Raw genomic sequence first — 19,322 nt, forward strand, 5'->3', positions numbered from 1 at the left:
TGATCAATATCGCACTGTCGAGATCCAGGCATCATCTGTTTCGCAAGCTGATGCTTCGTGTATCTCCAGTGGAATTTAGCGCCGTGCTCGTCACGGCGTTTTTTTTCGTCCTGATGAACCTTGTCAGCATGGCACGTCGAATGGATAATGCGCCAACCACGGAGCGTTATTGACTATGAAGGTTTTCTTCGATCTGTTCCCCATTTTGCTGTTCTTTGGCGCTTACTACGGCGCCAAATTGTCGATTGCGGCGCCGCTATGCGCCTGGGTCGCACATACGCTCAATATCACTTCCCCCGAAGACATCAAGAACATCCCGATCTACATCGCCACCGGCGTAGCCATCGTGGCCAGCACCGTGCAGGTGATCTGGGCACTGATCAAATGGCGCAAGGTCGAGCCGATGCTGCTGCTCAGTTTTGCGCTGGTGGCGGTTTTTGGCGGCGCCACCTTGTATTTCCACAGCGACACCTTCATTAAATGGAAACCCACAGCGCTGTACTGGCTGTTTGCGATCATCCTGTTGGGGGCCAAGGTATTCCAGGGCCGCAACCTGATGAAATCGATGATGGGCCAGAATATGGAACTTCCTGAGCCAATCTGGACCAATCTCAATCTGGCCTGGGTGGCATTCTTTGCCGCCATGGGCGCGCTCAATATCTGGGTGTTTCTGACTTTTAGCCAGGAAGCCTGGGTCAATTTCAAGGTTTTTGGTACCCTGGTGCTGACGCTGGTGTTTGTGGTGGCGCAGGGCTTGGTACTAAGCCGTTATCTTGTGGATGAACCCGTCAAGGCGGGCCATTCATCTGCCGATCCGGAGTAAGTCGATGGCTTTATACGCCATAGTGGGCGAAGACAAACCAGATAGCCTGGCTGATCGCCTTGCCGTACGGCCCGAGCATCTGGGCCGTTTGCAAGCGTTGAAAGAAGCGGGTCGTCTGGTATTGGCGGGGCCGTTTCCCGCGGTTGATGCAGCTGACCCGGGTGCGGCCGGATTTACTGGCAGCCTGATCGTGGCTGAGTTTGCAGACCTGCAAGCGGCCACTGACTGGGCCGAGGCAGATCCCTACCGACGCACGGGCGTGTACACCGCCGTGACGGTTAAACCGTTCAAACATGTGCTGCCATAGGCTCTGGTATGATCGGCACGCTTGAAAACGAAATCCACGCCCGTCTTGCACCGCTTGAGGCTGAATCGATAGAGTTGCACGATGACAGCGCGGCGCATGCAGGCCACGCAGGGTCGGGTGGTGGCGGGCATTTCGATGTGATCATTGTTGCGGCGGCATTCACTGGTTTAAGTAAACTGGCACGTCATCGCAAGGTTTATGAATTGCTGGCTGACTTGATACCCACGCGCATTCATGCGCTCAGCATCAAGGCGCTGGCCCCCGAAGAGTTTTGATTTGCGGCTATATCCAACCAGTCCACAGTCAAAATAAAACGTAAATACAAGCACGACAACGAACAAGGAATCTGTAATGCGTTCTACCAAGAAAATCGCGTTCGCGCTGATCGGTGGTCTTATTTCCGTGTCGGCGTTCGCCGATGGTCCGGTTGCTACGGTCAATGGCGTTGCCATTCCGCAAAGCAAGATGGACGCCTTTGTGAAGCAGTTGGCTGAACGCGGCCAGAAAGACAGCCCGGAACTGCGTGATCGCATCAAGCAACAGCTGATCAACAACGAAGTGATCTACCAGGATGCCGTGAAGAAGGGCACCGACAAGTCGCCGGAAGTTCAAGCGCAACTTGAAGCCGCCAAGCAACAGATCGTGATCGGCACCTACCTGAACAACTACGTTAAAGCCAACCCGGTTTCGACTGCGGATGAGCAAAAAGAATACGACCGCGCGAAGGCTGCGCAGTCGGGCAAGGAATACCACGCTCGCCACATCCTGGTGAAGACCGAAGCTGAAGCAAACGCCATCATTGCTGATCTGAAGAAAGGCAAGAAATTTGACGATATCGCCAAGGCCAAGTCGCTGGACAAGGGTTCCGCTGCAAACGGTGGCGATCTGGGCTGGGCTGATCCGAACAACTTCGTTCCGGAATTCTCCTCCGCACTGACCAAGCTGCAAAAAGGCAAGATGACCGATACCCCGGTCAAGACCCAGTTCGGTTACCACATCATCAAGCTGGATGACGTGCGTGATGCCAAGGGTCCGGCCTTTGAAGAAGTGAAGGGCGAGATCGAGCAAGGCATTCAACGTCAGCGCGTACAAAAGCTGGTTGAAGATCTGCGCGCTAAGGCAACCGTGCAATAAGTATTGCCGGCTTACCGCGATCAAGAAAAACGCCATGCGCATGCATGGCGTTTTTTTTATGGTTGCGCGCGCAGCAGTCCTAACGTCCGCCTGGCCCCCAGCGATACCAGACGATGCCCAGCCCCTCGTGCAGGGTCCAGAACGCGTTGGACAGGGCATCGACATCCGGCACCCACAGCAAGGCCGAAGCGGGTGGGGTGCTGATATAGCCAGTTGGCGCGGGCGTAACGATAAAGCCGGCGCGTTCGAATAAAGGCACGGCGCGTGGTAGATGCCACGCACTCGAAACCAGAATAATGCGGCGATAGCGCGGCAGCAGTTTTTGCGCGGTAAAGCGCGCGTTGTCGCCGGTATCAAACGCCGTATTCTCTACCCAGCGCGCTTGCATGCCGAAGTCGTCGTGATAGCTGCGCGCCATCAATTCAGCCTCGGACATCTTTTCGCCAAACGCAGCGCCACCGGTAAACGCCACCGGCAAGCCACTGCGGCGCGCCAGGCTGGCGGTGTAACGCACGCGTTGCAAGGTCACTTCGCTTACGTCACGTCCATCGCTGGTTTCGAGCGCGCCAAAGCGCGTGCCGCCGCCTAGCCCGACAATGGCATCGGCTTGTGCCAAAGCCTGCGGATTCAGCGGGGGCGGTTCTATGGTCTGGCGTAGCGCGATGCTGACCGCAGGCAGGCTAAGCAGCAGCAAAATCAGCACATTGATGCCACACAAGTAGCGGGCAAAGCGCGGATAGCGCCGCCACATCAGCACGGCGCAAGCCAGCAGCAGCAGGCAGAGCCCGGGCGGCAGCACCAGTCGGCCGATGGCGTTCTTTAATAAATAAGACGTTTTGATCATCAGTCACCTACGCATAGGCTGCGCACAAAGAAAAAGGCCGCTATGGCAGCGGCCTTGGGGCGGGGCCGGATGCAGATTAGCATTCCGGCTCCGGTTGTGGCGTTCACTGGGCGTTAATCACCCAGATAGGCGTGCTGGATGCGTTCGTTAGCCAGCAGATTGGCGGCGGAATCGGCCAGCGTAATCTTGCCCGATTCCATCACGTAGCCGCGATTGGCCGTTTGCAGAGCCAGCTTGGCGTTTTGCTCCACCAGCAACATGGTTACGCCCTCGGCTGCGATCATGCGGATGATTTCAAAAATTTTCTGCACGATAATCGGCGCCAACCCCATCGAGGGTTCGTCCAGCAACAGCAATTTGGGACGGCTCATCATGGCGCGGCCCATCGCCACCATTTGCTGTTCACCGCCCGATAAAGTCCCCGCCAATTGCTTCTGCCGTTCCTTAAGACGCGGAAACAGGTGATAAATCCGCTCCAGATCTTTGGCGATTTCGGCTTTGTCATTGCGGGTGTAAGCACCCATTTGCAGGTTCTCTTCCACGGTCAGTCGCGAAAAAATGCCGCGGCCTTCGGGCACCATGGCCAGTCCCTGCGAGACATAGGCATACGAGGGTAGTTTGGCCGTCGATTGGCCCTGGTACAGAATCTCGCCCCCGGCCGGTTTGATCATGCCCACCAGCGTCTTGAGCGTGGTGGTTTTGCCCGCGCCATTGGCGCCAATCAGCGCCACCAGCTCGCCCTGCTGGATATCCAGATCAATGCCTTTGACTGCATGGATGCCGCCATAGGCCACCTGCAGGTTTTTTACTTGTAACAAGCTACTCATTCGGGTGCGACTCCCAGATACGCTTCGATCACGCGCGGATCATTCTTCACGGCTTCGGGAATGCCCTCGGCGATTTTCTTGCCGTAATCGAGCACGGCAATGCGGTCACACAAGCCCATCATCAATTTGACGTCGTGTTCAATCAGCAGAATGGTCACCCCATCGGCCCGGATTTTTTCCATCAGCGATTTCAGCGCTGCGGTTTCTTTCGGGTTCATGCCCGCCGCCGGTTCATCCAGCGCCAGCAGGGTAGGATTGGTGCCCAGTGCGCGCGCGATTTCAAGGCGGCGCTGATCGCCGTACGACAAATTGCGGGCCACCTCGTCGGCGTGGCGCTCAATGCCGACATAGCGCAGCAGTTCATCCGCGCGCGCACGAATGGCGGCTTCTTCCTTGCGGGTGCGTGGGCCACGGAACACGGCGCCAAACACGCCGGCATGCGTGCGCACATGTTGGCCGACCATCACGTTTTCGCGCGCGGTCATATTGGCAAACAGGCGGATGTTCTGAAAAGTGCGCGCGATGCCACTTTCCACCACCACATAAGGTTTCTGCCGAAACAGATTGCGGCCATTAAAGTTGAAGCGACCTTCATCCGGCTGATACAAACCCGTCAGCACATTAAACAGCGTGGTTTTACCCGCGCCATTGGGGCCGATCAGACCGTAAATCTCGCCTTTATTGATGGTCAGGCCCACGTCGTTCAGCGCATGCAGACCGCCAAAGCGTTTATGGATGCCTTCGATGCTCAGTAATACTTCAGCCATGAGTACGCTCCGCGTCCTGGAGACCGGCGTTCTCCTGTTCAGAAATCGTGGCGCTCGGGTGCAGTTCGGCGCGACGACGACGAGACGGCCACAGCCCTTCGGGGCGGACCAGCATGATGATGATCATGGCAAGGCCAAACAGCAGCATGCGCAGGTTTTCCGGGTCGACGATCTTGCGGCCGAACAGACCCTGCTGCAGCGGGTTGATCACGTCGCGCAGGATTTCCGGCACCACCGAGACCAGAATCGCGCCCAGGATCACCCCGGCAATATTGCCCATGCCGCCGAGTACGACCATACACAACACCATGATCGATTCCATCAGCACAAAAGATTCCGGACTGACAAAGCCCTGGAAGCTGGCAAACAACGCCCCCGATACCCCACCAAATGAAGCGCCCATGGCAAAGGCCAGCAATTTGACGTTGCGGGTATTGATACCCATGGCGTTGGCGGCGATTTCGTCTTCGCGGATGGCCACCCAGGCACGGCCGATGCGCGAATATTGCAAACGGCTGGTCACAAAGATGATCAGGCAGCAGAACGCCAGAATCAGGTAGTAGTACAGATACACCGGCTCAAAGCGCAGGCCGAGAAAGTCGATGGGTTTGGCAAAGGTGTAATTAAAGAAATGCACCGGTGCCACATTATCGATCCCTTGCGGGCCGTTGGTGATATTGACCGGGCGGTCCAGGTTGTTCATGAAGATACGGATGATCTCGCCGAAACCCAGCGTCACGATGGCCAGATAATCGCCGCGCAGTTTCAGCGTCGGCGTGCCCAGCAGTATGCCGAATACGCAGGCGGCCAGACCGCAGATGACGATCATGATCAAGAACGGCGGATGTTGTAGCCACAAGGGCATCACCGCCTGCAGCTGCGGCGAATTGAAAATGGCGTACATATAAGCGCCCACCGCATAGAACGCGATGTAGCCCAGATCAAGCAGGCCGGCAAAGCCCACCACAATGTTCAGACCCAGCGCCAGCATGATGTACAGCAGGGCAAAGTCGATCACGCGGATCCAGGAATTGGCGCTGCTGAATGTGGCGCCCAAAGCCCAGGGCAACACCAGCAACACCGCCGCAAAGATGAACAGCGCAATCTGGCGCTGGCGCGGCGTCTTCAGAAAAGCAAAATGCATGTTGATTCCTTTCAGACCCGGTTACGCACGTTCTGCAACGCGCTCGCCCAGCAAGCCGGACGGGCGGAACACCAGCACCAGGATCAGCACCAGGAAGGCAAAGATGTCTTTGTAGTTGCTGCCCAAAAAGCCCCCGGTCAGGTCACCCAGATAACCCGAGCCCAGGCTTTCGATAATGCCCAGCGTAATCCCACCCAGCACCGCGCCCTGCAGGTTGCCAATGCCGCCAAGTACCGCAGCGGTAAACGCTTTCAGGCCGATCAGAAAGCCCATATACGGATGTGCCTGATCGTAGTTGGCGGCAACCATCACGCCAGCCACTGCGCCCAGCGCCGAGCCGGTCACAAAGGTCATCGAGATTACGCTGTTGATATTGACGCCCATCAGGCCAGCCACCTCGGGGTTTTGCGCGGTGGCGCGCATGGCGCGGCCAAGGCGGGTGCGTTCGATCATGTAGAACAGCGCCCCCATCAACACGATGGCCAGGATGATGATGGCTACCTGCAGATCGGTAATTGCGGCGCCATAAAAGTTATGCACGGTTTGCGGCAGGATGTTGGGGAAGGGGCGATAGCTGCGACCCCAGATCAACGATGCCACTTGTTGCAGCACGATCGACACCCCGATGGCCGTGATCAGCGGGGCCAGGCGTGGTGCGCGGCGCAGTGGGCGGTAGGCGATGCGTTCCACCGCAAAACCCAACAGCATCGAAACGGGGATGGCCATGACCAGACCGGCCACCAGCATGAGCGGGCCCGGCAAGCTGATGTGGTTGCCCACCAGCACGTTGATGCAGGTAATGGTGACCATGGCGCCAAACATCACGATTTCGCCATGGGCAAAATTGATCAATTGCATGATGCCGTACACCATCGTGTAACCCAGCGCGATCAGCGCATAAATACTGCCGATCACCAGGCCATTGATGATTTGTTGCAGAAAGATATCCAATCGGTCCTCCCTGGACTGCTACTTGGCTGCTTAAAACGGGGCCGTATGTGATGTCCCGGTCGGGTCACACACAGGCAACAGATCGTGATGGCCTGCGCCGGGCTGGCTGCGTAGCGGCTTGTGGCCAGCCTTGCGGGGCTCGACGGGTGCAGTGGCGGATGATTTGTACCATAACAGTTGCGGCCATGAACTTACCCGTATCGCAAATATGCGAAAACTTGCCACTTTCCCTTACATTCAAACGCGGATATTTGCGATGGGCAAACGCTGCGCTTGCCGGGGCCATCCCGTCAGTTCAAGCACGATACGTGCCGCCTGCCACGCTTACAGCGCAAACTGCCGCTCACACGGGCAGCCCAGCCCGATACCGCAGCTTGTCAGCATGGGGCTGGCCGCAGCACCAATAAAAACGGCAGCGCGCGGCTGCCGTTTCCAGTTTCAAGCGCGGCCTTATTTGGCTGCGCCTTGCACGATTTCGAGCACTTCCCACTTGCCACCCTTCACGGTGTACAGCGTGATGGCACCGTTCTTGATGTCGCCCTTTTCGTCGAATTCGATCGGGCCGGTTACGCCGTCGTAATGGATCTTGGCCAGTTCCGGCAGGTACTTGGCCGGTTCGGTCGAGCCCGCTTTCTTCATGGCTTCGACCATGACCTTCACGGCGTCATAGCAATACGGTGCGTACAGCTGCACGTCCTGGCCAAAGGTCTGCTTGAACTTGGCCAGGAATTCCTTGCCGCCCGGCAACTGGTCTTTCGGTTGGCCTGGCGACGAAGACACCATGCCTTCAGCATCATCACCCGCCAGCTTGATCAGCTCAGGCGTCTGGGTGCCGTCGCCGCCCATGATCTTGGCGTCGATGCCCAGCTTGTGCGCTTGTTTTTTCAGCGGGCCAGCTTGTGCGTCCATGCCGCCGTAGAAAATCAGATCCGGCTTTTTGCCCTTGATCGAGGTCAGGATCGCGTTGAAGTCGGTTTCCTGGTTGGTGGTGAATTCACGGCCAACCACTTCGCCACCGGCAGCCTTGGCGGCTTTCTCGAATTCATCAGCCAGACCCTGGCCGTAGGCGGTGCGGTCATCGATGATGGCCACTTTCTTGGCACTCAGTTTCTTGACGGCGTATTCGCCCAGCACTTTGCCCTGTTGCGCATCGTTAGCCATCACACGGAAGGCGGTCTTCAGGCCAGCGGCGGTATAGGCCACGGCGGTGGCGGACGGGCTGATTTGCGGAATGCCGGCAGCGGCATACAGCTTGGAAGCGGGGATGGTGGTGCCGGAGTTCAAGTGGCCAATCACGCCCACGACTTTTTCGTCAACAAAGCGCTGTGCCACGGTGTTGGCGGTTTTCGGGTCAGCCTGGTCATCTTCGGAGTCCATCTCGAATTTGACTTTCTTGCCACCAATATCGGCGCCGCCTGCAGCGTTGATTTCGTCGATAGCCAGCTTCACGCCGTCTTCGTTGTCTTTACCCAGGTGGGCAATGTTGCCGGTCAGCGGGGCAGCATGACCGATCTTGACGGTGGTAGCGTCGCCGCCGGCCGGAGCGGCAGCAGCTGCCGGAGCAGAAGCGGCAGGCGCCGAAGCGTCGGGCGTGGCGGTTTCTTGCTTGCCGCAAGCCGCCAGGCCAACGATGGCCGCTGCAATAAGGCTGTAACGCGCGATAGTCATAAGCTTGATCCCCTATCTGATCGTGATTGTGCGATTTGATCGTCTGAATGATATGAATGCCGAACAGGGCATCACGTCAGTTTGATGAAGCAAGAACCGTGCACTGTCGTAATGCCGCCGTTAAGGTGATCGATAATGAGTAGGCGCGTTTCGCTGTGTCAAATACTGGTTTTCCCGGATGCGACCGCGTTGGCATGTATGCAACAGCGCTGTTTGCTTGCAACAGACAATAAAAAAGCCGCACCACAGCGGTGCGGCTTTGGGGGCCACTGCTTTATATAGCAACATTCAGCGTTCTGGCGCCGCCCTGGTTGTCGTCCAGCTTCATATATCTGGAGCTGACTGCATTGGGTGCAGTGCTGTCTTTTTGTGCATCACTGGCCGCATCGGATGGGCTGGCGGCCGCTGTAGCCGGGGCGGCGGCACTACTGCTGGTGCTGGACTGCGCGCTGGCACCGCCACTGTAACCTTTGAGCCACACCGACAGCTGCTGCAGCAGCGGATCATCAAACAAGGCAGTAAACGGACCGTGATGCGACTTGACCGCAGCTTTGTTCTGATCGCTATCGTTTTGCAGCAGTGACTGGAGCACATCTAGATCGCTGTGCGTCACTTTGGCTTTGGAATAATCCGGGCTGGCCGCCTGGCTATTTGCCGCCTGGGTGTTTTGCCACGCACCACTATCGGTGGATTGCGGCAGGCTGCTGCTGCTGGCATCCGCGCCATTATCGTAAGTGTTGCCGTAGCTGTTACTGATACCCGCGGTAGTTTGCAAAGAAACGCTCAGGCTCAGTGCAGCGGAAAACTCAAAAGTGCGGCCATCGGCTGTGGTCAAAGTGCCCTGGGCTGCTAATTGATAACTGCTGCTGGCATAAGTAGTGGCTTGCGCGGCGTAGCCATTGCGACCCGCCACCGCGTTGACCGAGGCGCCACTGCTTTCGCTCTCGCTCACATCGCCGTCAAAGTTCATCGAACTGATGCTGACACCCAGCATCTTTTCCATCAGGCCTTTGAAGGCATCCATTTGCGCGCCGATCTGGCTGTTGGCATCGGTCGCGCTGGTGCCATCACTGGCGGCCGCTTTGCGGCCTTGGTCCGAAATCTGCACATGGCTGCTGCCGGCCCCGCCGTCCAGCGCCGAACCCGCCGCCGCGCCGGACGTGCCAGTACCCAATGCGCTGGCATCAGTCTGATAGGTGCCGCTGAAATGCTGCGTGGACTGCGTGCTCCATGCAGATTGCATGGCCAGTCCGGATTGATCGATGCGCATGGGGGAGGGCTTGTGCAGTTGTTATGTCACTGTATCGGCATGTATCGGCCTGGCTTGAGGACCGTTGATCAAATGCTGAGATCAACGTGCTGTATGGTGCCGACACTGCCGTTGTTATTCAGATACACCCCGGTGGACTGGATGCGGCCAGCCAGTGCATTGCTGCTGTCCTTCAGGTCGAACGAGGTGCTGGCTGCGCCAAGATAAATTGCGCCAACACCGGCATCCGCCAACGAAATCACTTTGTCCGCGCCGCTGGCGTCTTTCAGCCAGACCTTCAGCCGGGCGTAGACCGGATCCCCTTCGTCGATCCAGCCGTTGCCATCGCTGTCGTATCTGGCCAGGTCGGCAAAACCATCGCCGCTTTGCGTGCCAAACAGCTCTTTGCCGTTATCGATGCGGCCGTTGTTATTGCTGTCCAGCCCGAGGAAACCCGAGCCGCTCTTGAGCAGATTCACCTGATTGGTCTGGCCGGTGCCAAGCAGGTCAAAGCCAAAGCGCTGATCGGATAACTGCGCGGCGCTGCCATTAAAATTGATAACCAGCGGGTCATGCAGCCGCGAGCCGCCGTTGCCCTGGGTGATACCCAACGAAACCGTCGAGGTGTGCTGGCTTGCCATCGAGAGTTCGGCCGAGAACTGGATGTGCTGGCCGTCTGCCGTCACCACCGTGCCTTGCGCGCTGAAGTCAGTGGACTCGCTCTCGCTGCTGGTCATGCTGGCGCTGGCCGTGAAACCGGCTGAGCCGCTGGCGCTGGCTTCGGCGTCGGCGCTGGTCGCCGCATTAGCGTCGCTGTCCGTGCCGCTGCCTGCTTTGATGAAATTGATCTTGTGGCCAAGAATGTGCTCGAGTATGGCCTTGAGCAAATCCAGCTTGGGGTCGCCGGTTGAATCCTGGGTGGCCTGCGCCAGCGCTTTGGCTTCGGCAGTTTTGCGCGCCGCCTCCGAGATCTGGATGTGGCGCGTGTCCTGCTCCATATTCACCGCCGCCGTGGTGAGCAACAGCGACTCGGAATGATAGTTGGCCGTCGAAAACTGGCTGCTGCTCTGGCTATGGGTCGAAGCCAGATCGACTTGGGATAGGCTGATACGCATGGGTGCGGCCGGTCGTTGTTATCACGACGTATCGGCATGTATCAGACCGGCTTGAGGCAGACGTCGTGCAATGGACGATGAATGGTCGCAAGCGCAATCAGAATTCGCCCAGTTCAGCCAGGGACACCAGATGCTCACCGGCCACAATCCAGTGATCGATCAACTGGATGTCCAGCAATTTGAGCGACTGGTTCAGCGTGCTGGTCAGCGCAATATCGGCCATGGACGGTTCGGCGCGGCCGGAAGGGTGGTTGTGCGCCACTATCACTGCGCTGGCGTGATGCAACAGCGCCTGGCGCGCCACTTCTTGCGGATAGACATGTGCCTGTTTGAGGCTGCCTTGCGAGATCTCGACCACCGCAGTGACCCGCAGCGCCGTGTTGAGCATCACGGCAACAAAACACTCCACCTTGCGTTGGCGCAATAGCAGACGCAAATAATCTTTGACTGCGGCCGGATGGGTTAGCGCGTCGCCTTGCTGCATTTGCTCGCGCAAGGTGCGGCGCGCCAGTTCCAGCACCGCGCGCAGCTGGGCAAACTTGGCTTCGCCCATGCCGGCGATGCTGCACAGCTCGGCCTGGCTGGCGGCAAAAATGCCGTTCAGACTGCCAAACCGTTGCAGCATCTGGCGCGCAATATCAACCGCGCTATGGCCCGCCACACCGACGCGCAGAAAAATCGCCAGCAGTTCGGCATCCGACAATGCGCTACCACCGCGCTGGATCAGCTTTTCACGCGGACGTTCGGCCGAGGGCCACGCAAGGATATGCATCGGAAAACTCCTGGGGGTCTGAGCAAAGGGCAGAGCCTGTTACACTTCGCGCAGACCAGCAATGCCAACCCGCAGCAAGTTTGCGGTGGAACAAACAAGGATATTTATGAAGCCCAGAAAGATCGTTCTTGGCGTCACCGGCGGCGTGGCTGCCTACAAGGCGGCCGAGCTGACCCGGCTGCTTGTCAAGGGCGGACATGAAGTCCAGGTGGTGATGACCGCGGCCGCCACGCAGTTCGTCACGCCGGTCACCTTTCAGGCGCTGTCGGGCAAACCGGTGTTTACCGATGCCTGGGATGCGCGCATCGACAACAATATGTCGCACATTGATCTGACCCGTGGCGCCGACGTGGTGCTGGTGGCACCGGCCACCGCTGATTTCATCGCCAAAGTGGCGACCGGCCTGTGTGACGATCTGCTCACCACGCTGGTCGCGGCGCGCGATTGCCCCTTGTTGGTGGCGCCGGCCATGAACCGCCAGATGTGGGAAAACCCGCCCAATCTGCGCAATGTAGCGCAACTCAAAGCCGACGGCGTGCAGGTGTGCGGCCCCGATAGCGGTGACCAGGCCTGCGGCGAAGTGGGGCTGGGGCGCATGCTCGAACCCGAAACCATCGTGCAGTATCTGGAAGCGTTTTTTCAGCCGCGCGTGCTGGAAGGTCGCAAGGTGCTGATCACGGCCGGTGCCACGTTTGAGCGCATCGACGCCGTGCGTGGCATTACCAACACCAGCTCGGGCAAGATGGGGTTCGCCATTGCCCGTGCGGCGTGGGAAGCCGGCGCGACGGTGACGCTGGTGGCTGGCGAAACCGCACTGGCTACGCCGCCGGGCGCGCGTCGCATCGATGTAAAAAGCGCGCAAGACATGCTCAATGCCGTCAACGCCGAAATCGATACGCAGGACATCTTTATCAGTGTGGCGGCGGTCGCCGATTACTACGTGCTGAACCAGTCCGAGCAAAAAATCAAAAAAGACGCGCATATCCTGACGCTGGAACTGGCGCCCAATCCGGACATTCTGGCCAGCGTGGCCTGCCGTCCGCGTCCGCCGTTCTGTGTCGGCTTTGCCGCCGAGTCCGAGAACCTGATCGAATACGCCCAGGCCAAGCGCAAACGCAAACAATTGCCGCTGCTGGCCGCCAACCTGGTGCAAAACGCCATGGGCGCCGAAGACAACGAGCTGATCCTGCTTGATGACGCGGGCGAGCACCGCGTGCCGCGTGCGCCCAAGCTGGATGTTGCGCGCCAGCTGATCAAGCATCTGGCCCGGCTGTATGACGCAGACCATCCCACCGCACTTTAATAAATAACCCGATCAATCGACCCACCGCTAAACCAGGGCCCCCCAAAGATGAGCACTCTCGATATCCGCATTCTGGATGAACGCCTTAAAGACAATCTGCCAACCTACGCCACGGCGGGTGCCGCAGGACTGGATCTGCGCGCCTGCCTGGCCGCGCCGCTGGAACTGGCGCCGGGCGCTACCGTGCTGGTGCCGACCGGCATGGCGATCCACCTGGCTGATCCCGGTCTGGCCGCAATGATCCTGCCGCGCTCGGGGCTGGGCCACAAGCACGGCATCGTGCTGGGCAATCTGGTCGGGCTGATCGATTCGGACTATCAAGGCCAGGTGTTTGTCTCGATGTGGAACCGCGGCGGCCAGGCGTTTACCATCCAGCCGCTGGAACGGATTGCGCAGTTGATCGTGGTGCCGGTGGTGCAGGTTGAGCTGAATGTGGTTGATTCGTTTGAAGAAAGTACGCGCGGTGAAGGCGGCTTTGGCAGCACCGGCACGGCGTGATGCCGCTTTGCGCCATGGTGAACGACCGTTCAGCGGTTTTTGTGGTTGCAGAACGTTCGTTCAGCAAATAATGCTTGCGACGATCTCGGGGCCTGGTTATTGTTTGTAGAACGATTGTTCTATATGACGACTTCAGGAGCCCGCCATGCAAGCAACCACCCGTTTCCGTATGACCGATTCTGCTTCCATTCACAAGCAAGTCTTGCGTGTGCCGGCGGCGATCATCGAACACCTGGTCCAGCAGGCAAAAGATGAATCCGCTTTTGGTATCCGCTGGTTGCACAGCACCGATATCGCTGCGCTGCAGCCCGAACTGCAACGCGATGGCCAACGCCTGGTGGGCATGTATGTACGCATGGACCAGGGCGGCGTGGTCACCGATATCGGCATGCGCAAGCAACTGCACTGAGCGCAATGCGGGCTTCTGCGGGGCGAGGTGGCGCTAGTTGCCGGGCCACCTTACCCCGGTCAGTTCGGCCGAGATTTGCCATAACCGTGCCGCGACGGTCTCATCGCGGGCATAGGGCGCTACCCGCGCTGGATGCACATTGCCTTTTAATTCCTGCCAGCCATCCGGCCCGTAATACTGGCCACCTTGAGCGGCGGCTGCAGTGGCTGCATACAAGGTCGGCAAGGCGCCCGCTGCGGCAGAGTGGCCAACCCACGGTTGGACCAGCGTCGTCATGCGCTTGAGCCAACTGTCGTTGCCCGACGCGTTATGAAACAGATCGGTGCTGGCATAACCCGGGTGTGCTGCCATGCTGTCTATTCCCCAGCCCAGACGCTGACTTTGCCGTTGCAGTTCCAGCGCAAACAGCAACATTGCCAGTTTTGATTGCCCGTACTCGCGCCAGGCGCGGTAGCCGCGCTGCGCCTGCAAATCGTTAAAGTTAATCCGCGCGCCTCGATGTGCCACGCTGGCCAGATTGACCACCCGTACGTGCTGACCAGCGCGCAGCACCGGCAACAGCCAGGCGGTTAGCGCGTAATGCCCCAGGTAGTTGGTCCCCAGTTGCAATTCAAAGCCGTCCACCGTGCTGGCACGTTGCGGCGGCATCATCACGCCCGCGTTATTGATCAGCACATCAATCGGCTTGCCGGCCTCGCGCTGTGCTGCGGCGAAGTCACGGATCGAATGCAGACTGGCAAGGTCCAGATGCGCAAATTGCACGCGCGCAGCCGGGTGTTGCTGGCAGATGCGGGCGAGCGCTGCAGCACCTTTGCTGGCGTTGCGGCCGGTCAGTAGCACCTCGGCCCCGGCACCTGCCAGGGCCAGGGCGGTTTCGAACCCCAGGCCGCCGGTCGCGCCGGTGATCAGTATGTGTCGGCCGGTTTGCGGCGGAATATCTTGCTGGCGCCATGCGCTCATATGCTGGTTTTCCCTTGATCGCCGTAGCTGGCTGGCGGCGTGCTGACGAGCATAAAGCAAATGCCCGCTCGCGCCGTGCCCCGGATGGCGGAGGCTGTATTTGCGCCGGGCAACTATAGTAAGCAACGACCCAGTCAAGGAGCCCCTCCATGCCGCCGATCCAGCCCGGAAACCTGAACGACCCGTGGGCGCCCGCCGCCCAACCGGCTACCATCGCCGCCCTGACCGAAATGGCGCCCGACCCCATCCCCGCCGCCGCCCCCGAAGCGCCGTACTCGCCGCTGGAGTCGCGCAAGCACCAGATGTTTCCGGTGCTGAGCGCGCACGACATCAGTCGCATTGAGCGCTTTGGCGAGCGGCGCAGCTATGCCAGCGGCGATGTGTTGTACCACCAGGGGCTGCCCGGTCCGGGGCTGTTTGTGATTCTGCAAGGCAATGTACAGATCGTCACGCGGGATGGTCTGGGTCATGTCAGCGTGGTGGTGGAGCAGGGCGCCGGGCAATTTATGGCGGAAGTCGGCCAGCTCTCGGGCAAGCCCGCGCTGGTGGAAGGCATTGCACTCAGCCACGTTGAGGTGTGGCTGGTGTCGCCCGAGCGGCTGCGCGCCTTGCTGGTGGCTGAAGCCGATCTGGGCGAGCGCATTATGCGCGCAATGATTTTGCGCCGGGTTGGCTTGATCGAAAAAGGGCGCGGCCTGGTGCTGGTGGGCGGCGAGGCCAGCGGCCGGCTGCATAATCTGCAGAGTTTTCTGCGCCGCAATGCCTATCCGCACGCCGTGATGCAAGCGGACGAAGATGCCGATATCAAATTGCTGCTGGAACGTATTACGCCCAAGGCCAGCGAATACCCTTTGGTGATCTGCCCGGATGGCACGGTGCTGCGCGCGCCCGATGAAGGCGAGCTGGCAACCCACCTGGGTTTGCTGCCGGAGTTTGATCCGGCCCATGTTTACGATGTGGCCGTGGTCGGCGCGGGCCCGGCGGGTCTGGCGGCGGCGGTGTACGCGGCCTCGGAAGGTTTGTCGGTGGCGGTATTTGAATGCCGTGCGCCCGGCGGCCAGGCCGGTGCCAGTTCGCGCATCGAAAATTATCTGGGTTTTCCCACCGGTATCTCGGGCCAGGCGCTGGCCGGGCGCGCGTTTGTGCAGGCGCAAAAGTTTGGCGCGCATCTGGCCATCCCGCTGGAAGTCAAAGCGCTGCATTGCCAGAAAACGCCGCTGCAACTTGAATTACGCGACGGCCGCCGCATTGCCACGCGCACGGTGGTGGTGGCCAGTGGCGCGGTCTATCGGCGTCCGCGCATTGAGCATCTGGAACGCTTTGAAGGTCGCGGCGTGTATTACTGGGCGTCGCCGGTCGAAGGCAAACTCTGCCGTGATGAAGACGTGATGCTGGTGGGCGGCGGCAATTCGGCCGGGCAGGCGGCGGTGTTCCTGGCCACGCATGCCAGGCATGTGCACATTTTTATTCGGGCCGCTGATTTCTCCGCCAGCATGTCGCGCTATCTGATCGAGCGCATCGAATCGCAACCCAATATCACGCTGCATGTGCGCGCAGATATCTGTGCGCTGATTGGTGATGAACACGGCCTGACCGGGGTGGCTTATCAAACGCATGGTGACCACGGTGAACTGGATCTGGCCACGCTGCCGGTGCGCCATCTGTTCCTGTTTATCGGCGCCGACCCCAATACCGACTGGCTGCGCGATTGCGAAGTAGAGATCGATAGCAAAGGCTTTGTGCCGACCGGTGCCGCAGTGGCTACCCAGGCCAGCGGCCCGGACTACGCTTTGCAAACGTCGGTGCGTGGCGTGTTTGCCATTGGCGACGTGCGCTCGGGGTCGACCAAGCGCGTGGCAGCCGCCGTGGGCGAGGGCGCAGGCGTTGTCGCGCAAATCCACGCCTACCTGGCGCAGGCGGTGACCACTGCATAGGGTGGGACTCGGCGTCCCCGTCTGTACCCACCATTCAAAGCCAGGTGTCACGGACGCAATCCTGACAAACCATGTTTTCAACGCATGCGATGGAGCGGTGCAGCCCCTCGCCAAGAACGCCTGTTCAAAGCCTGTCGTCACGTGCGCGATCTTGGCATGCCACTTCGAGTGGTGGGTCCTGACGGGGACGCCGAGTCCCACCCTATGCGCACCGCCGCGTGCCGCGTTGCACCAAACTGGCGCGTTTCTGACAAAAATACAACACTGTCTGTGGCCGCGCCCGCTGGCATGCTTCTTGCCATCATCAAACCGTAACGTGGCGCCAAGGCGACAGCCTGCACCGGCGTCATTGCCGGAACCCCAACGCAGGGGTTAGAACTTGGGCTGCCACGGAAAAAATACACAAACACAAAAAAAGCACAGCTCAACGCACAACAGACTGGATGGAAGCGTCCCGACGCCAGCGCATGCGCGGCAAGGGGAAGAAGTGTCAGGCCTGCCGGGAGTCCCTCTCACTGGCGCCGCACTTCGACACGCCAAAAAAAAGGGACCTGGAGCATGAAAAACGCGGGCTCATGTGTGCAAAAACAGGCGGCATTGGTGCCGTCGACCTTACAAACCATTTCGACCATCGCGCGCCTGACCGGGCGGCGCGACATCCCCCCGGAAGCCGTACTGGCCGGCAGCGGCATTGCGGTCTCCGATCTGCAAGACACCACCATGATGGTGACGCAGGCCCAGGAATTGATCGTCGCCGGCAACGCGCTCGATCTGACGGGCGACGCTACGCTGGGTTTGCAGATAGGCAATGCCTTGCGCGTCTCCAGCTTTGGCTTGCTCGGCTACGCCATGTTGGTCAGCCCCACGCTGGCCGATGCGCTGGAATGCCTGTTCGACTTTCCGCTGCTGTTCGGGGCGTATTTTGATATTTCGCTCAGCGTGGAGGGTTACGGCGCCACGCTGGCGGTCAGTAACTATCAGTACCGCGCCGATCTGGAAATTCTCAATACCGATATGTGTCTGGCCGCCTTGTGGGCCGTGGTCTGTGATGTGATGGCCGACAAGATTGCGCCCGACTGTGTGACTTTGCGCCACGCCAAGCCGGAGCACGCGGCGGCGTATCGGCAGACCTTTGGTGGCCCGGCTTATTTTGGCCGCACGCAAAGCGCGGTGCATTTTCCGGCTGAGCTATTGAATATGGCGCTGCCGCTGGCCGATCCGTTCAGCTACAACGTGATGCGGCAGCAATGCCAGCAACTGCAACGCAGCTGGCAGAACAGCAATACGCTGGATGTGATTTCGCGCGCGCTGCGGCTGATGTATTCCGATCCGCTGGTCTACAACCAGCTCAATAACGTGGCGGCCGAGTTGTATATGTCGGAGCGCACCTTGCGCCGGCGGCTCGACGAAAAAGGCGTCAAGTTCCAGCATTTGCTCGACCAGGTGTTGCGTGACAAGGCGCTGGAATATCTGTCTGGCAGCAGCCTGCCGGTGGCGGAAATCGCCGAACGGCTTGGCTATAGTGAGACGGCGAGCTTCCGCCATGCTTTCCGCCGCTGGACCGGTCGCTGCCCCAGCGACTACCGCGCTACCCCGGCACCGCAGCGGATTATTTCGGCCAGCACAAGTTGGCCGGAATTATCTCCTGGCTGACCGGTTTCGCTCTCCAAGGGCCACAGGCGGCCCAGGCACAATGGGTTCAACGGCGTCGCTCGCAGGACGCAAAGCGCTCCAGCGCGTAACTGATTGATGGGCTGTTCATCAACAGGCGCGCCGGGCGGCTGAACAACAACCGGTGTGCCCCATGATGCAAGCGCAAGTTCCATCTTCCAGTAATGCACCCGTCGTAGGCGTGATCGCCGACCTCAAGCAGATCGGCGCGCATGGCTTCCACGCGGCGGGTCACAAATATATCGCCGCCGTCGTCGGTGGCGCCCACGCCTTCGCCATCGTGCTGCCGGTGTTGTCCCCGCAACAGGATTTTGCGCAAACGCTGGCGCTGGTGGATGGCCTGTTGTTTACCGGTAGTTATTCCAACGTTGAACCGCATCACTACGCTGGCCCGGCCAGTGCGCCCGGCACGCTGCATGATCCGGATCGCGATGCCAATAGCTTGCCGATGATCAAGGCTGCCATTGCCGCGGGCGTGCCGGTGCTGGGCATCTGTCGCGGTTTCCAGGAAATGAATGTGGCACTGGGTGGATCGTTGCATCAGCGCGTGCACGAAGTCGCCGGAATGATGATGCACAAAGAGCGGGACGAAGACCCGCTCGATACCCAATACGGCCCGGCGCACCCGGTTAGCGTGGTGGCCGGCGGCAAGTTGGCGGCGTGGTTGCAGGGTGCTAGCGAAATCACGGTCAATTCCTTGCATAGCCAGGGCGTGCAGACGCTGGCGCCGCGTGCCCGGGCCGAGGCGATTGCGCCGGATGGCCTGGTCGAAGCCTTCAGCGTGCCCGAAGCATCCAGTTTTGCCTTTGCCGTGCAATGGCATCCCGAATGGCGTTATGCCGATAACCCGGTTTCGCTGGCGCTGTTTGGCGCGTTTGGCGAGGCCTGTGTAGCGAGGAGGGCAGCACGACTGTCGCAACCAGTGGCAGCTTGATCAGCAGTACAT

At 59.6% G+C, this 19,322-nt stretch carries 20 protein-coding genes; 10 read left to right on the forward strand and 10 right to left on the reverse strand.

The annotated features are described in order from the left end of the window. Window positions 1-175 precede the first annotated feature (175 nt). The 4 genes from ACYQ1A_RS06175 (at window position 176) to ACYQ1A_RS06190 (ending at window position 2,264) form a co-directional block, all read left to right on the forward strand. On the forward strand, window positions 176-823 hold the full coding sequence (locus ACYQ1A_RS06175; RefSeq protein WP_499361038.1) for a septation protein A: 648 nt from the start codon (window positions 176-178) through the stop codon (window positions 821-823). Between the two features lie 4 nt (window positions 824-827). Then, entirely contained in the window at window positions 828-1,130 is a 303-nt protein-coding gene (locus ACYQ1A_RS06180; RefSeq protein WP_499361040.1) for a YciI family protein, read from the forward strand. Window positions 1,131-1,138: 8 nt separating this feature from the next. Next, window positions 1,139-1,405, forward strand: a complete 267-nt coding sequence (locus ACYQ1A_RS06185) for a BolA family protein (protein WP_499361041.1) — start codon at window positions 1,139-1,141, stop codon at window positions 1,403-1,405. A gap of 76 nt (window positions 1,406-1,481) precedes the next feature. Continuing rightward, complete coding sequence (locus ACYQ1A_RS06190) at window positions 1,482-2,264, forward strand: peptidylprolyl isomerase (RefSeq protein ID WP_499361042.1); 783 nt, start codon at window positions 1,482-1,484, stop codon at window positions 2,262-2,264. A gap of 79 nt (window positions 2,265-2,343) precedes the next feature. Here ACYQ1A_RS06190 and ACYQ1A_RS06195 read toward each other — a convergent pair whose 3' ends face one another. The 9 genes from ACYQ1A_RS06195 to radC all read right to left on the reverse strand — a co-directional run bounded on the left by ACYQ1A_RS06195 (window position 2,344) and on the right by radC (window position 11,601). Continuing rightward, entirely contained in the window at window positions 2,344-3,108 is a 765-nt protein-coding gene (locus tag ACYQ1A_RS06195) for a YdcF family protein (RefSeq protein ID WP_499361044.1), read from the reverse strand. Between the two features lie 113 nt (window positions 3,109-3,221). Further along, window positions 3,222-3,935 (reverse strand): ABC transporter ATP-binding protein, encoded by a 714-nt coding sequence (locus tag ACYQ1A_RS06200; RefSeq protein ID WP_499361046.1) that lies wholly within the window; start codon window positions 3,933-3,935, stop codon window positions 3,222-3,224. After that, window positions 3,932-4,702 (reverse strand): ABC transporter ATP-binding protein, encoded by a 771-nt coding sequence (locus ACYQ1A_RS06205; RefSeq protein ID WP_062222756.1) that lies wholly within the window; start codon window positions 4,700-4,702, stop codon window positions 3,932-3,934. The genes ACYQ1A_RS06200 and ACYQ1A_RS06205 overlap by 4 nt, the downstream gene beginning before the upstream one ends. After that, entirely contained in the window at window positions 4,695-5,846 is a 1,152-nt protein-coding gene (locus ACYQ1A_RS06210) for an ABC transporter permease subunit (RefSeq protein WP_499361048.1), read from the reverse strand. Before ACYQ1A_RS06210 ends, ACYQ1A_RS06205 begins: the two co-directional genes overlap by 8 nt. 21 nt (window positions 5,847-5,867) lie before the next feature. After that, the gene (locus ACYQ1A_RS06215; protein ID WP_499361050.1) at window positions 5,868-6,797 is read right to left on the reverse strand and encodes a branched-chain amino acid ABC transporter permease; all 930 of its coding nucleotides are present in this window, start codon (window positions 6,795-6,797) and stop codon (window positions 5,868-5,870) included. A gap of 450 nt (window positions 6,798-7,247) precedes the next feature. Further along, window positions 7,248-8,465: a branched-chain amino acid ABC transporter substrate-binding protein gene (locus tag ACYQ1A_RS06220; protein ID WP_499361052.1), complete on the reverse strand. Its 1,218-nt coding sequence runs from the start codon at window positions 8,463-8,465 to the stop codon at window positions 7,248-7,250. Window positions 8,466-8,739: 274 nt separating this feature from the next. After that, complete coding sequence (locus ACYQ1A_RS06225; protein WP_499361053.1) at window positions 8,740-9,708, reverse strand: hypothetical protein; 969 nt, start codon at window positions 9,706-9,708, stop codon at window positions 8,740-8,742. A gap of 95 nt (window positions 9,709-9,803) precedes the next feature. After that, entirely contained in the window at window positions 9,804-10,829 is a 1,026-nt protein-coding gene (locus ACYQ1A_RS06230) for an SPM autocatalytic domain-containing protein (protein ID WP_499361055.1), read from the reverse strand. A gap of 97 nt (window positions 10,830-10,926) precedes the next feature. After that, window positions 10,927-11,601: a RadC family protein gene (gene radC, locus ACYQ1A_RS06235; protein WP_499361057.1), complete on the reverse strand. Its 675-nt coding sequence runs from the start codon at window positions 11,599-11,601 to the stop codon at window positions 10,927-10,929. Window positions 11,602-11,707: 106 nt separating this feature from the next. On the opposite strand from radC, the gene coaBC reads away from it, so the two are divergent. The 3 genes from coaBC to ACYQ1A_RS06250 all read left to right on the forward strand — a co-directional run bounded on the left by coaBC (window position 11,708) and on the right by ACYQ1A_RS06250 (window position 13,811). After that, complete coding sequence (gene coaBC, locus ACYQ1A_RS06240; RefSeq protein ID WP_499361059.1) at window positions 11,708-12,904, forward strand: bifunctional phosphopantothenoylcysteine decarboxylase/phosphopantothenate--cysteine ligase CoaBC; 1,197 nt, start codon at window positions 11,708-11,710, stop codon at window positions 12,902-12,904. 48 nt (window positions 12,905-12,952) lie between these two features. After that, a complete protein-coding gene (dut, locus tag ACYQ1A_RS06245; RefSeq protein WP_499361060.1) occupies window positions 12,953-13,402 on the forward strand; it encodes a dUTP diphosphatase in 450 nt (149 codons plus the stop codon). A gap of 145 nt (window positions 13,403-13,547) precedes the next feature. Then, a complete protein-coding gene (locus ACYQ1A_RS06250; RefSeq protein ID WP_499361062.1) occupies window positions 13,548-13,811 on the forward strand; it encodes a hypothetical protein in 264 nt (87 codons plus the stop codon). Window positions 13,812-13,844: 33 nt separating this feature from the next. Here ACYQ1A_RS06250 and ACYQ1A_RS06255 read toward each other — a convergent pair whose 3' ends face one another. After that, window positions 13,845-14,771, reverse strand: coding sequence for an oxidoreductase (locus ACYQ1A_RS06255; RefSeq protein WP_499361063.1), 927 nt, complete (start codon window positions 14,769-14,771; stop codon window positions 13,845-13,847). 149 nt (window positions 14,772-14,920) lie between these two features. Between ACYQ1A_RS06255 and ACYQ1A_RS06260 the strand changes: the two genes are divergently transcribed. From ACYQ1A_RS06260 to ACYQ1A_RS06270, 3 genes are all read left to right on the forward strand, one after another. Then, window positions 14,921-16,705, forward strand: a complete 1,785-nt coding sequence (locus ACYQ1A_RS06260; protein ID WP_499361065.1) for an FAD-dependent oxidoreductase — start codon at window positions 14,921-14,923, stop codon at window positions 16,703-16,705. A gap of 558 nt (window positions 16,706-17,263) precedes the next feature. Next, window positions 17,264-18,358 (forward strand): AraC family transcriptional regulator, encoded by a 1,095-nt coding sequence (locus tag ACYQ1A_RS06265; RefSeq protein ID WP_499361067.1) that lies wholly within the window; start codon window positions 17,264-17,266, stop codon window positions 18,356-18,358. A 151-nt stretch (window positions 18,359-18,509) separates the two neighbouring features. Continuing rightward, window positions 18,510-19,310: a gamma-glutamyl-gamma-aminobutyrate hydrolase family protein gene (locus ACYQ1A_RS06270; protein WP_499361069.1), complete on the forward strand. Its 801-nt coding sequence runs from the start codon at window positions 18,510-18,512 to the stop codon at window positions 19,308-19,310. Window positions 19,311-19,322 lie beyond the last annotated feature (12 nt).

The sequence above is a fragment of the Silvimonas sp. JCM 19000 genome, assembly GCF_054652575.1.